This is a genomic window from Hydrogenophaga defluvii, from assembly GCF_042665235.1.
In the GTDB taxonomy this organism is placed as follows: domain Bacteria; phylum Pseudomonadota; class Gammaproteobacteria; order Burkholderiales; family Burkholderiaceae_C; genus Hydrogenophaga; species Hydrogenophaga defluvii_A.
This window is the reverse complement of the sequence record NZ_JBHTBZ010000014.1, coordinates 67,947-82,886: the sequence shown is the minus strand read 5'-3', so window position 1 is coordinate 82,886 and position 14,940 is coordinate 67,947. Positions and strand designations below refer to the sequence as shown.

Here is a 14,940-nt window from a genome sequence, read left to right as displayed (position 1 = left end):
GGAAACAGGATGTTAACTGAGCCTCTGCAGGGCACGCGGTGGGTCTGCCAGCGCCGGCACGCCTTCCTCGAACTGCGCCTGGGGCAGCGGCCGGCTGAAGAAGTAGCCTTGAAAGGTGCGGCAACCGTGCTGGTGCAGGAAGTCCCGCTGCGCGGCGGTCTCGACGCCTTCGGCCACCACATCCAGCCCGAGGCTTTGGCCCAGGGCAATCACCGTGCGGGCGATGCTGGCGTCGTTCGGGCTGGTCAACAAGTCGCGCACAAACGACTGGTCGATCTTGATCTGGTCCAACGGCAGGCGCTGGAGCTGGCTCAGGGAAGAGTAGCCGGTGCCAAAGTCGTCCAGGGAAAACGACACACCCAGCTCGCGCAGGGCCTTCATCTTGCCGGTGACTTGCTCCACATCGTCCACCATCACACTTTCGGTCAGCTCCAGCTTGAGCTTGCGGGCCGGCGCGCCAGACGCGGCCAAGGCCTGGGCCACCTGCCGCACAAATTCGGGCTGGCGAAACTGCCGCGCACTGACGTTGACGGACAGCATCAGCCCCGCCAGATGGGGCATGGCCTGCCATTGGGCCAACCGGGCGCAGGCCATCTCCAGCACCTGCAACCCCAGGCGCAGGATCAAGCCGCTTTCTTCGCACGCCGGTATGAACGTGCCGGGCGACACCCAGCCGCGCTGCGGGTGGCGCCAACGCACCAGCGCCTCGGCACCCACCCAAGTGCCGTTGACGTCGCACTGCGGCTGGTAGTGAAGCTCGAACTGGCGCTGGTTCAGGGCCTCGCGCAAGGCCTGGTCCAGTTGCGCGTGCTCGACCACGGCCGCGTGCAGCTCCCGGTCGTAACGACGCAGGGATTGGGGGCCTGCGGCTTTGGCCGCGTAGAGCGCGATTTCGGCCCGCTGGAGCAGTTCGCTCACGCCGCCGTCGTGGCCATTGAACAGCACCAGACCAGCACTGCACAGGCATTCAAACACCCAGCCTTCGCTGTGGTGGGTGTAAGCCAATGCCTGCAACAGCCGGCTGGCCGCGCCGGTCGCTTCGTCCACCGCGATGGCTTCATCGCCTGCCCGGTGAGGCCCGAGCAAAACCACAAACTCATCGGCGCCCAGGCGGGCACACACACCGGCCGTGGCCAACTGCAGGCGCTGCGCAAAAGACCGCAACAGCCGGTCGCCTTCCTGGTGCCCCCAGATTTCGTTGAGCGCCTTGAGGTTGTGTATGTCCAGCAACAGCAAGCTGCTCCAGCCGCCATGGGCGCGCGTGTCGTCGATTCGGTTTTGCAGTTGCTCGCTCAGCCGAGCGCGGTTGGGCAGGCCGGTCAGCTCGTCGGAATAGGCCAGTTGCGCAATGCGGGCGGCGTCCAGGCGCCGCTGCTGGCGCGCACGTTGGTGGACGATGCCATAGGCCAGGTTGTCGGCCAATTCCATGAGCAAGGCCAGCTCCGAACGCCCCATGACCGACTGCACTTCCCCCCCCAGGAGGTTGAGCACCCCAAAGGTCTGCCCCGCATCGCGCAAGGGCAGAACCACCAGGCTGCGGTAGCCCAGGTTCAGCGACGCGTCCGCCATCACCAGCTCGTCGCGGTGTTGGGCCAGGTCGTCCATGACCACCGGTTCGCCGCTGCGGATCACCCGCCCCATCGGCCCTTGCCCACCCGGGCCATCGGGTGCCCAAGACACGCGCAGCTCGCGCAGGTGGTTGGGGGGCTGCCCCGGCCAATCAACGATGCGGATGCTGCGACCTTCGTCGTCACAGGCCATGCACACCATCGCAAAGCGGTAGCCACCGATGTTCAAGGCGATGTCGGACACACGCGCCAGCAGATCGGGTTCGTCCTGGCTGCGCACCAAGGCCTCGTTGCACGCGCTCAGCATGCGCTGCACCCTGCTCACGCGCGCCAGCTCACGCTCGGCGTTGCAGCGCTCGGTGATGTCGTAGACCAGCACCAGCCGCGCACTGCGGCCTTCGAACTCGATCTCGTCGGTCCAGACTTCCACATCCAGCGTCCGACCTGTGGCCGTGCGATGTTGGCCCACCAGGCCCTGAATGCGGTGGTACGGTGCGGTTTCGCGCATGACACGAGCGCGTTCCTCCGCGGACTGCACAAACATCAGGTCGGCAGAGTGCAGCTGCAAAAAACGCGCTTCGTCGTACCCGTACAGCTGCACAGCGGCCGGGTTGACGGCGATGATGCGCCGTTCCTCGAAGGTGGACACATACATGGGCAGCGGATTGCGTTGAAACAGCAGGCGGTACTGCGCCTCAGAGCGCCGCAGGGTTTCGCCCACATGGTGCAACTGCAAGGTCATGCCCAGGGACTCGGCCGACAAGGCCGACTGCGCCAGTTCGGCGTCGGTGAAGGGATGGGCCGACGGGCGCCACATCAGAATCACCCCCACCGTCACACCGTCGCGCCGCAGCGGCGTCACGATGGCGTGCGCGTCAACGGCATTGTGGGATTCGGTGCGCCCCGCCCGCCCCAGCGACAGGGCACGGTCAATGAGCCCACGCACGGCCGGAAGCGCCATCGGGTTGGCGGCAACATCGCCCGCCTGTGCAATGACCTGAGGGTGGGCCCCGCCCGCCAACAGCACCGCCGCACCGCTCACCCCGAACAAACGCAGGATGCGGTGGCAAGCGGCAGAAGCCAACTGCTGCAGACCGGGTTCACCGGCAAAGCCAGCGTCCCCGCTTCCCGGAACCAGACTCGCGCGCGCACTGTCCATAGCGCCCCCTGTTGTTTTAATTTTGTTTGACAATGACATCTTCGTGGTGTTTAGGCGCATCGTCAACAGGCAAAGCCCCAACGGCCATCCCGCCCGTTGCCGCCCGCCAAGCCACCCCCAAGGCCACAGACGCCCTGCCGGATAATCCGCCCCCATGAATCCCCTGCTGTCCCACCTCCAGCCCTACCCCTTCGAGCGGCTGCGCCAACTGTTTGCCGGCGTCACGCCCAGCACCGCCCACCGGCCCATCAGCCTGGGCATTGGCGAGCCCAAACACGCCACGCCCGCGTTCCTCAAACAGGCTTTGTGTGACGCCATCAACGACCCGGCCGGCGGCCTGGCCGCCTACCCGGCCACCATCGGTACACACGCGCTGCGTGCTTCCATGGCGGGCTGGATAGGGCGGCGGTATGGGCTGAAGGTGGACCCGGTCACCCAGGTGTTGCCGGTCAACGGCTCGCGCGAGGCGCTGTTTGCCCTCACGCAGGTGGTGGTGGACGCCTCCCGACGCACGGCCGAGGGCCCCCCGCTGGTGGTGTGCCCCAACCCCTTCTACCAAATCTACGAGGGCGCAGCCCTGCTGGCCGGCGCCCAGCCGTGGTACGCCAACAGCGACCCGTCGCGCAACTTCGGCATCGATTGGGCGGCGGTGCCCGAATCGGTGTGGGCGCGCACGCAGTTGTTGTTCGTGTGCTCCCCCGGCAACCCCACCGGCGCGGTGATGCCGCTGGACGAATGGAAACTGCTGTTTGAGCTGAGCGACCGCTACGGTTTTGTGATCGCCTCGGACGAGTGCTACAGCGAAATCTACTTTCGCGAGGAAGCGCCGCTGGGCGGTCTGGAAGCGGCGGCACAACTCGGCCGAGCCGATTTCAAAAACCTCATCGCCTTCACCAGCCTGTCCAAGCGCAGCAACGTGCCCGGCCTGCGCAGCGGTTTTGTGGCCGGCGACGCGGCACTCATCAAGGCATTTGGTCTGTACCGCACCTACCACGGCTGCGCCATGAGCCCGGTGGTGCAGACCGCCAGCATCACCGCCTGGGACGACGAAGACCATGTGGTGGACAACCGCCGCCAGTACCGCGAAAAGTTCGCCCGCGTGACGCCCATGCTGGCCGAGGTGCTGGACGTGCGATTGCCCGACGCCGGCTTTTACCTGTGGGCAGGCGTACCCGCGCACTTCCACCGGCCTGGCACCGGCCTCAGCGCAGACGAGTTGTTCGCCCGCGACCTGCTGGCTCAATACAATGTGACCGTGCTCCCGGGCAGCTACCTCGCGCGCACCGCTTTGGGCGTCAATCCGGGCACCAACCGCGTTCGCATGGCCCTGGTGGCTGAAACCGCCGAATGTGTGGAAGCTGCCGAACGGATGGCCGCCTTCTGCCGCCAAGGCTGACCCACGCTCAACGCTTTACTCTCAACGCCAACTCAACATGACCCAACAACTGCAGCAGATCATCGACACCGCCTGGGACAACCGCGCCAGCCTCTCGCCCACCTCCGCCCCCAAAGAGGTGGTGGACGCCGTGGAGCAGGTGATCTCGCAACTCAATGTGGGCCAGCTGCGCGTGGCCACTCGCCAAGCCGTTGGCCAGTGGACGGTGCACCAGTGGATCAAGAAGGCCGTGTTGCTGTCGTTCCGCCTCAACGACAACGCCGTGATGAAAGCCGGCGAGCTGGCCTTTTTCGACAAGGTCAAAACCAAGTTCGCCCACTTGAGCGAAGACGAAATGAAGGCCACCGGCGTGCGTGTGGTGCCACCGGCCGTGGCCCGCCGTGGCAGCTACATTGCCAAGGGCGCCATCCTCATGCCCAGCTACGTCAACATCGGCGCTTATGTGGACGAAGGCACCATGGTGGACACCTGGGCCACCGTGGGCAGCTGCGCACAAATTGGCAAAAACGTGCACCTCAGCGGTGGCGTGGGCATTGGTGGCGTGCTGGAGCCGTTGCAGGCCGGCCCCACCATCATCGAAGACAACTGCTTCATCGGCGCCCGCTCCGAGGTGGTCGAGGGTGTGGTGATCGAAGAAAACTCGGTGCTGGGCATGGGCGTGTACATCGGCCAGAGCACCCCCATCTTCAACCGCGACACCGGTGAAACCGTCTACGGCCGCGTGCCCAGTGGCAGCGTGGTCATCAGCGGCAACCTGCCCAAGAAGACCAAGTCGGGCCAGGACTACAGCACCTACGCGGCCATCATCGTCAAGACGGTGGATGCACAAACCCGCTCCAAGACCAGCCTGAACGACCTGCTGCGCGATTGATTGCGCGGCAATGACGAATGACCTCGCTTCGCGTCGATGACAAATGAAATCGGCGTTGTGTCATTTGTCATGGCAGGCGCAGCCGCCGGTCATTTGTCATCGTAGGAGAAACCCATGAGCACCCCGAACGGCACTGGCACCATGGAGCGCATCCTCCGGCTGATGGCGGAGAAAAAAGCGTCCGACGTCTACATGTCGGCGGGCTCGCCCGTGCAGATCAAGATCAACGGCGTCACCCAGTCCATCAATGGCCAGGTGCTGCCGGCCGACGCGCCGCGCGCACTGCTGGCCGAGGTGCTGTCGGACGATCACATGGAAGAACTGGCGCGCACGGGCGAGCTCAACATGGCCCACGCCCTGCCGGGTGTGGGGCGCTTCCGTATCAGCGGCATGCGCCAGCGCGGCACCTATGCGGTGGTGATCCGCTACATCCAGACCGAGGTGCCCAAACTCGACGCGCTGGGTGTGCCCGAAATCCTCAAAGAGATGATCCTGGCCAAGCGGGGGCTGGTGCTCATGGTCGGCTCCACCGGTGCGGGCAAAAGCACCACGCTGGCGGCCATGCTGGACCACCGCAACGAGAACATGTCCGGGCACATCCTGACGGTGGAAGACCCGATGGAATACCTGTTCCGCAACAAGAAGTCCATCGTCAACCAGCGCGAGGTGGGCACCGACACCGCCTCCCTCCACGTGGCGCTGAAAAACGCGCTGCGCCAGGCACCCGACGTGATCATGATCGGCGAAATCCGCGACCGCGAGACCATGTCGGCCTCCATCGCCTACGCGCAGTCGGGCCACCTGTGCCTGGCCACGCTGCACGCCAACAACAGCTACCACGCGCTCAACCGCATCCTGAGCTTCTATCCCGTGGAAGTGCGCCCCACCTTGCTGGGCGACCTGGCGGCCTCGCTGCGCGGCGTCATCTCGCAGCGTCTGCTGCGCACCGTGGACGGCAGCCGCGCGCCCGCCATGGAGGTGATGGTCAACACCAAATTGGTGCAGGAGTTGATCGAGAAGGCCGACTTCTCCGGCGTTCGCGAGGCCATGGAAAACTCCATGGCCGAAGGCTCGCAGACCTTCGAGGAGGACCTGGCGCGCCTCATCACTTCCGGCCGCATCGACCGCAAGGAAGGTCTGGCCTACGCCGACTCGCCGACCAACCTGCTGTGGCGCCTGCAGAACACCTTTGCCAAGGGCCCTCAGGCGGCGGCAGAACAAGCTGCCGAAGAGGCCGCCGCCGGCCCCTCCTTCACCGAGTTCTCGCTCGAAATCAAGCATTGAACAAGGCGTGGGGCCACCCGCGCGCTGAATGGACACCATGAGCTTTGAGACCCTGCGCCTGGCCGAGGCGCTGATCGCCCGCCCCTCCGTGACGCCGCTGGATGCCGGCTGCCAGGCACTGATCACCGACCGCCTCAAACCCCTGGGCTTCGAGTGCGAAACCCTGGAGAGTGGCCCGGCCGATTTCCGCGTCACCAACCTCTGGGCCAAACGCACCGGCCGCGTGATGGCTGGCCAAGCCGCCCCGCTGCTGGTGTTTGCCGGCCACACCGACGTGGTGCCCACCGGCCCGTTGGCGCAGTGGGGCAGTGATCCCTTTGTGCCCACCCACCGCGACGGCAAGCTCTACGGCCGTGGCGCCAGCGACATGAAAACTTCGTTGGCTGCCATGGTGGTGGCGGTGGAAGAATTCCTGGCCAACCACCCCGACCCCGCCTTGGGCATCGCCTTTTTGCTCACCAGCGACGAAGAGGGCCCGGCCAACGACGGCACCGTCATCGTCTGCGAGGCCCTGAAGGCGCGCGGCGAAAAGCTGGACTACTGCATCGTGGGCGAGCCCACCTCGGTCGAGCGTGTGGGCGACATGGTCAAGAACGGCCGCCGAGGCACCATGAGCGGCAAGCTCACGGTCAAGGGCATCCAAGGCCACATCGCCTACCCGCACCTGGCCAAGAATCCGATCCACCTGCTCGCACCCACCCTGGCCGAACTGGTGGCCACCGTGTGGGACAACGGCAACGACTTTTTCCCGCCCACAAGCTGGCAGGTCAGCAACATCCACGGCGGCACCGGCGCGAGCAACGTCATCCCGGGCACCGTGGTGGTGGACTTCAACTTCCGCTTCAGCACCGAATCCACCCCAGAGGGCCTGCAGCAGCGCGTGCAAGGCATCCTGGCCCGCCACGGCTTGCAGCCCGGCGACGGCTATGACCTGGCCTGGACGTTGGGCGGCCGCCCCTTCCTCACGCCGCCTGGCACCCTGGTTGATGCCGTGCGCCACGCCATCCGGCTTGAAACCGGGCTGGAGACCGAACTCTCCACCACCGGCGGTACCAGCGACGGCCGCTTCATCGCCCAGATCTGCCCGCAAGTCATCGAACTCGGCCCCACCAACGCCACCATCCACAAGATCGACGAGTGTGTGCCGGTGGCCGAGATCGAGCCGCTGAAAAACATCTACCGCCGCGTGCTCGAAAAACTGGCCGCATGACACTCACCGAACTCATCGACGCTGCCGAACAGCGCCTGCTGCAAGCGGGCGTCGCCTTCGGCCAAGGCACCACCAACGCCTTCGACGAAGCCGTGTGGCTGGTCCTGTGGCGCCTGGGCCTGCCACTGGACGGCGACCTCGACGCCGAAGGCGGCCGCCTGGTGGCGGCGGACGAACAGCAGCAGGTGTCGGCCCTCATCGATCAGCGCATTGCCACCCGCCAACCCGCCGCCTACCTCACCCGCGAGGCCTGGCTGCAAGGTGTGTCGTTTTATGTGGACGAGCGCGTCATCATCCCCCGCAGCCTCATCGCCGAGCCCCTGGCCGATGGCACGCTGGACGCCTGGCTCAGCGCCGACACCCACCGCGTGCTTGACCTGTGCACCGGCAACGGCAGCCTGGCCGTGCTGGCCGCCCTCGCCTGGCCCGAGGTGAAAGTCACCGGCGCCGACCTCTCACCCGACGCCCTGGCCGTAGCCCACATCAACGTGGAGCGCCATGGCCTGCAAGACCGCGTCACGCTGATCGAATCCGACGGCCTGAGCGCCTGCCCCGGCCCCTACGACCTCATCCTCTGCAACCCGCCCTACGTCAACGCCCAAAGCATGGCCGAACTGCCCGCCGAGTTCCGCGCCGAACCCGAACTGGCCCTGGCCGGTGGCAGCGACGGCATGGACTTCGTGCGCACCCTGCTGCGCGACGCGCCTTCGCGCCTCTCACCCCACGGCGTGCTGGTGCTGGAAATTGGCCACGAGCGGACCTTCTTCGAAGCCGCCTTCCCCCACCTGCAGCCCGTGTGGCTGAGCACCAGCGCGGGGGATGATCAGGTGCTGCTCTTGACCGCAGAGGGCCTGCGGGGCTGAGCACCTTCAGAGGGCCAACAACACCCTCTCCGAAGACGCCACGATCGCTGCCACCGCCAAATCCCATGGCCTGAGGGCGGTGGGTCGCAACGTGTCAAATTTCAGCGCGTTGGGGCTCCAGGTGCTCAACCCATTTGAGCCACGCTGACCCCAGCCAGCCCCCCTGCGGCACAATCGGGGCTTCGCGTGCCGCCTGCTCCGGGCGCCCCACGCCCCCCTGACCTGATTCAAGTCTCCGGCCGCACCTGTGGTGCGGTCTCGTTTTTTCATGATCCAACTCAAGAACGTCACGCTGCGCCGTGGCACCAAGGTCGTGCTCGACAGCGCCTCGGCCACCCTCAACCCAGGCGAAAAAGTGGGCCTGGTGGGGCGCAATGGCGCGGGCAAGTCCAGCCTGTTTGCCCTGCTCACCCACGTGTTGCACGAAGACAGCGGGGATTTCAGCATTCCCGCCCAATGGCGCATGGCGCAGGTGGCGCAGGACATGCCAGAGACCGAGCAAGCCGCCACCCGTTTTGTGGTGGAAGGCGACACCACCTTGCTGGCGGCAGAACAGGAAGTGACGGCGGCCGAAGAAAGTGGCGACGGCGAGCGCATGGCGCACGCCTACATGGCGCTGCACGACGCGGGCGCGCACGATTCGGTGTCGCGCGCGCAAGCATTGCTCATGGGCCTGGGCTTCAACAACGCCGAGCTGGAGCGCCCGGTGAACAGCTTCTCGGGCGGCTGGCGCATGCGTCTGCAACTGGCCCGCGCGCTGATGTGTCCGAGCGACCTGCTGCTGCTGGACGAACCCACCAACCACTTGGACTTGGACGCCCTGGTGTGGCTGGAGGCCTGGCTGCGCCGCTACGAAGGCACGCTGCTGGTCATCAGCCACGACCGCGAGTTCCTGGACGCGGTCACCACCGTCACCCTGCACATTGAAAAAGCCAAGCTCAACCGCTACGGCGGCAACTACAGCCGCTTCGAAGACATGCGCGCCGAACAATTGGCCCTGCAGCAAACCAGCTACGCCCGTCAGCAGGAAAAGATCGCCCACCTGCAGAAGTTCATCGACCGCTTCAAGGCCAAGGCCAGCAAGGCCAAACAGGCACAAAGCCGCGTCAAGGCGCTGGAGCGCATGGAGAAGCTCGGCCCCGTGCTGGCCGAGGCCGATTTCGAGTTCGAGTTCCGCGAGCCCGCGAGCCTGCCCAACCCCATGCTTACACTGGATGCCGTCAGTGTGGGTTACCCCGGCGAAGCCGAGGGCGACGCACCCACGGTCATCGTGCAGGGCATCAGCAAGTCTGTCATGGCCGGCCAGCGCATCGGCATCCTGGGCGCCAACGGCCAGGGCAAGTCCACCCTGGTCAAAACGGTGGCGCGCACGTTGCAGGCCATCAACGGCCAGATCACCGAAGGCAAAGGCCTGAACATCGGCTACTTTGCCCAGCAGGAGCTTGACGTGCTGCGCCCGCAGGACAACCCGCTGGAGCACATGATCCGCCTGGCAAAGGAGGTGTCGCCGCAAGCGCGCGAGCAGGAGCTGCGCAACTTCCTGGGCAACTTCAACTTCACCGGCGACATGGTCAAGCAGGCGGTGGGCAGCATGAGCGGCGGCGAAAAAGCCCGCCTGGTGCTGTGCATGATCGTATGGCAGCGCCCCAACCTGCTGCTGCTGGACGAACCCACCAACCACCTCGACCTTGCCACCCGCGAGGCCTTGAGCGTGGCGCTCAACGAGTTTGAAGGCACGGTGATGCTGGTCAGCCACGACCGCGCCCTGCTGCGCGCCGTGTGCGACGAGTTCTGGCTGGTGTCACGCGGTGGGGTCGAGCCGTTTGACGGTGACCTGGACGACTACCAGCGCTACCTGCTGGACGAATCCAAACGCCTGCGCGAACTGGCGCAAAACAAGGCGGCCAACGCCGCCAAGGAAGAACAGGCCGCTGCCGCCGCCGCTTTGGTGGCGGCCAAGGCGAAGCCTGCCCCCGACGCACCCAAGCTCGGCGGCGCCGAGCAACGCAAGGCCGACGCCCAGCGCCGCCAGGAACTGAACGAAAAGCAACGCCCGCTCAAACGCGAACTGGCCGAGGTGGACAAACGCCTGGAAGCCCTGAACGCCGAACAGGCCCAGCTCAACGAACGCCTGATGGGCAACCTGCCCCCGGCCGAGCTGGCCGAGATGGGCAAACGCCTCAAAGCCATCGACACCGAACTGGCCGAACGCGAAGAACGCTGGCTGGAGCTGAGCGAGGCCTTGCAGGCGCTGGACAGCTGACCGCACCCGCTGCGAACGCGTTAACGGTTGCGGCGGCATGGGTGCGGCGCCGGGGCAAGGTTATGATTTATTAACAATATGCGCGCCCGCCCCTTGCCCACCCCCCAACGCTTGAGCTTCTGGCTGGCCGCCGCCATCGGCCTGCTACCCCCGGCCGCGCAGGCACAGGGTGAGCTGTCGGAGCAGGACTATTTCGACACCTTGCCCGTGGTGTTGACCGTCAGCCGCCTGGCCCAGCCCATCAGGGAGACGCCCGGTGCGGTGACGGTGATCGACCGCAAGACCATCGAAGCCCTGCAGGTGCGCGACATGGCCGAGCTGCTGCGCCTGGTGCCCGGTTACTTTGTGAGCGGCTACAACGGCGCCAACCCGATCGCGGTTTACCACGCGCCGCTGGACGAATTCGGCATCCGCAACCTGTTGCTGATCGACGGCAGGCCAGCCTATTCCTCGTATTACTTTGGCGGCACGTCGCGCGGGCTGATGTCGGTGGACCCGCAGGAGGTCGAACGTGTGGAGGTGCTGCGCGGCGCCAACTCGGCGGCCTATGGCGCCAACGCCATGTTTGGCGTCATCAATATCGTCACCCGCCACACGGCTGACACGCTGGGCGGCTCCGCCAGCGTGCGTGTGGGCGCGGGTGGCGTGCGCGACGGCCGCGTCAGCCTCGGCCTGGGCGACCAGGACCTGAGCTACCGCCTCAGCGCGCTGCGGCGCAGCGACGATGGCTTGCGTGGTCTGTTCGACAACCGCCAGCTCAACCAGCTGCGCCTGCGGGTGGATGCCTCACCCGACACCAGCAACGAAGTCGAAATCGACGCCGGTCTGAGTGCCTTGCGGGCCGGCGATGGCTACTCGGGCGACGTGGGCAACCCCGCACGCACGCTGCAGTGGCGCGACTGGCATGTACACGGTGTCTGGCGCCGCCAGCTGTCCGACACCGAGCAGCTCAAACTCTCGCTGAGCGCCACCCGCGAATCGCTGCGCGACCGCTACGACTACGAGCCCGTGCCCGGCATCGTGGTGGATTTCAGTGGCGTGGGGCGCCGGCTCGACGCCGAACTGCAGCACCAGCGCAGCCTTTCGCCCGAACTGCGGCTGGTGTGGGGGGTGGGCCTGCGCCACGAAGAGGCGCAATCACGCCCGCTGTTCTACCGCGACGACGCCCTGTCCTTCCGAGAATCGCGCCTGTTTGGCAACCTCGAGTGGCGACCCGCACCCGCCTGGACGGTCAACGGTGGTCTGTTCCTGGGCCACCACAGCTGGACCGGCGGCTTCGCCACACCCCGGCTCATGGTCAACCACCAGCTGGGGGACGACCACACCCTGCGCGCCGGCATCAACCGCTCGCTGCGCACGCCTTCGCTGTTCGAGCTGGCCGGCGACGTGCGCTACGACCTGGGTGGCGAAACCGTGGGCCGCACCTTTGCCGCCACGGGCCAGGTGCAGCCCGAACGAATGCTCAGCCACGAACTGGGCTACTTCGGCAACCTGCGCGCGCTGCGCATGACGGTGGACGTGCGCGTGTTCCGCGAACGCATGGACGGCTACATACGCAGCACCGACTACCGCCTACCCACCCCCATGCTCTACACCGGCTCGGTGGTGACGGACTACAGCAACACGCCAGGCCCCAAGCTGTCAGGCCTGGAGTACCAGTGGCGCTGGGCACCCAGCCCACGAACCGAGGTGTGGCTGGGCCAGGCCTTCACCCGGGTGCATTGGCCCAACGCCTCGGTGGGCATGCCACCGCAGCGGTCCACCACGCTGGCGCTGTTTCAGCAGTGGCCCAACCGCCTGAAGCTCGGGCTGGTGCTGACCGAACGGCGCGCCATGAGCTGGCTGGGCGTGGGCCTCATGCCGGCACCCCTGCGACAAGCCGATCTGCACCTGTCCTACCCCATGCGGGTGGGCGGCACACAAGTCCGCGCCGCGTTGACCGTGCGCCACCTCAACGGTGCGCAGCCCTTGTTCGAGTCCCGGTTTGCCAGCCCGATGTCGCGCCGCCAGGTCTATGCCAGCCTGGACGCCGAGTTCTGAGTGCCGAAACAAGCCACCTTGCTGACCCCGCGACGCACCCTGTTGGGTGCCGGGCTGAGCGCCTGGCTCACAACCGGTGCCTGGGCACAAAACGCCCCACCCTCTCTTTGGCTGGTGGCCCCCGATCAAGCCGGCGCCTACGGTGAGGCCCTGGCCGCACTGCGCGAAGGCTTGGTCGGCAAACCCGTGCGTGTGTTCAGCCCCCAGCAGTTGGCGGCGGCTTCCGCAGAAAGCCCACCGCCGCTGGTGATCACCCTGGGCAGTGCGGCGCTGGCCTCGGTGCTGAGTCGCGCGGCGGCCGAGCCCACGATGGCCCGCGTGTCGGTGGTGGCCGGCCTGCTGCCACGCGCCAGCTACGAGGCCCAGACGCAGCGCACGGCCGCACAAGTCACCGGTGTGTGGCTGGACCCCAGTGTGGAGCGCCACCTCGATCTCATCCGGCTGGCGCTGCCCACCCACAAACGGGTGGGCGTGTTGTGGGGCCCCAGCTCACGGCGCTGGCGCCCGCAGTTGCAGCGTGCGGCTGCCGAGCGCGGACTGGTGCTGGCCGAAGCCGAACTCACCGACACCGAACTGTTTCCGACCCTGAGCCAGGTGCTGGGCGATGCGGACGTGTTTCTGGCCCTGCCAGACAACGCCGTATTCACCCCCACCAGCCTCAACAACATGCTGATCGCCGCCTACCGCCAGCGGGTGCCGGTGTTGGGCTACGCCGCCACCCACGTGCGTGCCGGCGCCATGCTGGCACTGCACACCGAGCCCCAGCAGGCCGGCCGTGAAATCGCCCAACTGGCGCGCCGGGTGCTGACGGAACGCCGGGTGCCTGCGGCCAGCCCATCGCGGCTGTGGACCGTGGGGCTCAACGACCAGGTCGCGCGCTCGCTGGGCCTGGTCTTGCCCGACGCGGGCAGCCTGACACAAACCCTGCAGCGCAGCGAGGGCAAGCCATGAGCAGCAAGCCCGGCATACGCGCCCGCCTCTGGTTGGCCGCCGCCCTGCCCACCGTGCTGGTGGTGGTGGCCTTGTTGTGGGTGTTCCTGAGCCGCTACGCCGAGGACCTGACCGAAGCCTGGCAGGAGCGCGCACGCGTGGCCGCCACCCAGCTGGCTGGATCGGCCGAATTTCCGCTGTTTGCCAACGACCTCGAAACCCTGCAGCGCCTGGTGGAGGCCAGCCACAAGGGCGACAGCCAGTTGCGGGCGGTAAAGGTGTTTGACCGCGATGGCCGCCTGTTGGTGAGCGCGGGCACCTTGCAAGGCGGCCTGCTGCCGTTGGAGGCGCGTGTCCAGCTGGAGATCAGCGGCGAACGGCTCACCGTGCTGGTGCCCATCGAGGGCTCGCCCGCCGCCCGGGTGGACCTATTCCAGGAAACCACCGGCCTGGGCCTGTCCCAGCCCGATGCCACCACGCCGCGTGGTTTTGTGCTGATGCAGTTTGGCCTGGAAAGCCTGGAGCGCCGCCGCAGCGAATTGTTGGCGTGGGCGCTGGCGGCCACGCTGGGGGCCATGTTGCTGGCCACGCTGTTGTCCACCGCCATCGCCAGCCGTGTCACCCGGCCCATCGGGCAGATCAGCCTGGTGGTGCAACGCATTGCGAGCGGATCGCTCGATGCCCGAACCAACCCCCAGCACTGTGGCGCCTTGTCTGGCCTGGCCCAGGGGGTGAACGAGATGGCACAACAGGTGGCCATGACCCAACAGGAACTGCGCCAACAGGTGGAACTGGCCACACGGGAACTGCGCGAACAGAAAGACGCGGCCGAGCGAGCGGCCCGACTGGATGCGTTGACCCAGGTGCTGGGCCGGCGCGGCTTCACCGAACAGGCCCACACCGAAATCCAGCGCTGCATGCGCTACCAACACCCGCTGTCGTTGCTGATGATCGACATCGACCACTTCAAAACCATCAACGACACCCACGGACACGCCACCGGCGACGCCGTGCTGCTGCACTTTGCGCAGTTGCTGGCGCGCGAGCTGCGCGAGAACGACATGATCGGCCGCATCGGCGGCGAGGAGTTTGCCGTGTTGCTGCCCAACAGCAACGCCGAACAAGCCGCACGCGTGGCCGAGCGCATGCGTGAAGCGGTGGCCAACAGCCAGATCCATGTGCGCGGCCAGCCGCTACACTTCACCGCCAGTTTTGGCGTTGCCGAATTCCAGGCCCAGGAACTGAGCCTGGAAAGCCTGATGGCCCGGGCCGATGCGGCCCTCTACGAGGCCAAACGGCAGGGCCGCAACCGGGTGCTGCTGGCCACGCCGCCCGGCGCCTGAAGTTGGCCCCGCG

At 66.6% G+C, this 14,940-nt stretch carries 10 protein-coding genes; 9 read left to right on the top strand and 1 reads right to left on the bottom strand.

Annotated elements, in window-relative coordinates; translation table 11 throughout:
* Positions 1-12 precede the first annotated feature (12 nt).
* A complete protein-coding gene (locus tag ACFQU0_RS06765) occupies positions 13-2,652 on the bottom strand; it encodes an EAL domain-containing protein (protein WP_382199409.1) in 2,640 nt (879 codons plus the stop codon).
* 229 nt (positions 2,653-2,881) lie between these two features.
* Between ACFQU0_RS06765 and dapC the strand changes: the two genes are divergently transcribed.
* The 9 genes from dapC to ACFQU0_RS06720 all read left to right on the top strand — a co-directional run bounded on the left by dapC (position 2,882) and on the right by ACFQU0_RS06720 (position 14,927).
* Positions 2,882-4,123: a succinyldiaminopimelate transaminase gene (gene dapC / locus ACFQU0_RS06760; RefSeq protein WP_382199408.1), complete on the top strand. Its 1,242-nt coding sequence runs from the start codon at positions 2,882-2,884 to the stop codon at positions 4,121-4,123.
* 37 nt (positions 4,124-4,160) lie between these two features.
* Complete coding sequence (dapD, locus tag ACFQU0_RS06755; RefSeq protein ID WP_382199407.1) at positions 4,161-4,994, top strand: 2,3,4,5-tetrahydropyridine-2,6-dicarboxylate N-succinyltransferase; 834 nt, start codon at positions 4,161-4,163, stop codon at positions 4,992-4,994.
* A 114-nt stretch (positions 4,995-5,108) separates the two neighbouring features.
* Positions 5,109-6,278, top strand: coding sequence for a PilT/PilU family type 4a pilus ATPase (locus tag ACFQU0_RS06750; protein WP_382199406.1), 1,170 nt, complete (start codon positions 5,109-5,111; stop codon positions 6,276-6,278).
* 37 nt (positions 6,279-6,315) lie between these two features.
* Entirely contained in the window at positions 6,316-7,488 is a 1,173-nt protein-coding gene (gene dapE, locus ACFQU0_RS06745) for a succinyl-diaminopimelate desuccinylase (protein WP_382199405.1), read from the top strand.
* Positions 7,485-8,351 (top strand): 50S ribosomal protein L3 N(5)-glutamine methyltransferase, encoded by an 867-nt coding sequence (gene prmB / locus ACFQU0_RS06740; protein WP_382199404.1) that lies wholly within the window; start codon positions 7,485-7,487, stop codon positions 8,349-8,351. Before dapE ends, prmB begins: the two co-directional genes overlap by 4 nt.
* 268 nt (positions 8,352-8,619) lie before the next feature.
* Positions 8,620-10,614: an ABC-F family ATP-binding cassette domain-containing protein gene (locus ACFQU0_RS06735; RefSeq protein WP_382199403.1), complete on the top strand. Its 1,995-nt coding sequence runs from the start codon at positions 8,620-8,622 to the stop codon at positions 10,612-10,614.
* A gap of 93 nt (positions 10,615-10,707) precedes the next feature.
* Positions 10,708-12,654 (top strand): TonB-dependent receptor plug domain-containing protein, encoded by a 1,947-nt coding sequence (locus tag ACFQU0_RS06730; protein WP_382199402.1) that lies wholly within the window; start codon positions 10,708-10,710, stop codon positions 12,652-12,654.
* Entirely contained in the window at positions 12,655-13,605 is a 951-nt protein-coding gene (locus tag ACFQU0_RS06725) for an ABC transporter substrate-binding protein (RefSeq protein WP_382199401.1), read from the top strand.
* Positions 13,602-14,927 carry a GGDEF domain-containing protein gene (locus ACFQU0_RS06720; protein WP_382199400.1) on the top strand — a complete coding sequence of 442 codons (1,326 nt, stop codon included), beginning with the start codon at positions 13,602-13,604 and terminating at the stop codon, positions 14,925-14,927. The genes ACFQU0_RS06725 and ACFQU0_RS06720 overlap by 4 nt, the downstream gene beginning before the upstream one ends.
* Positions 14,928-14,940: the final 13 nt, after the last annotated feature.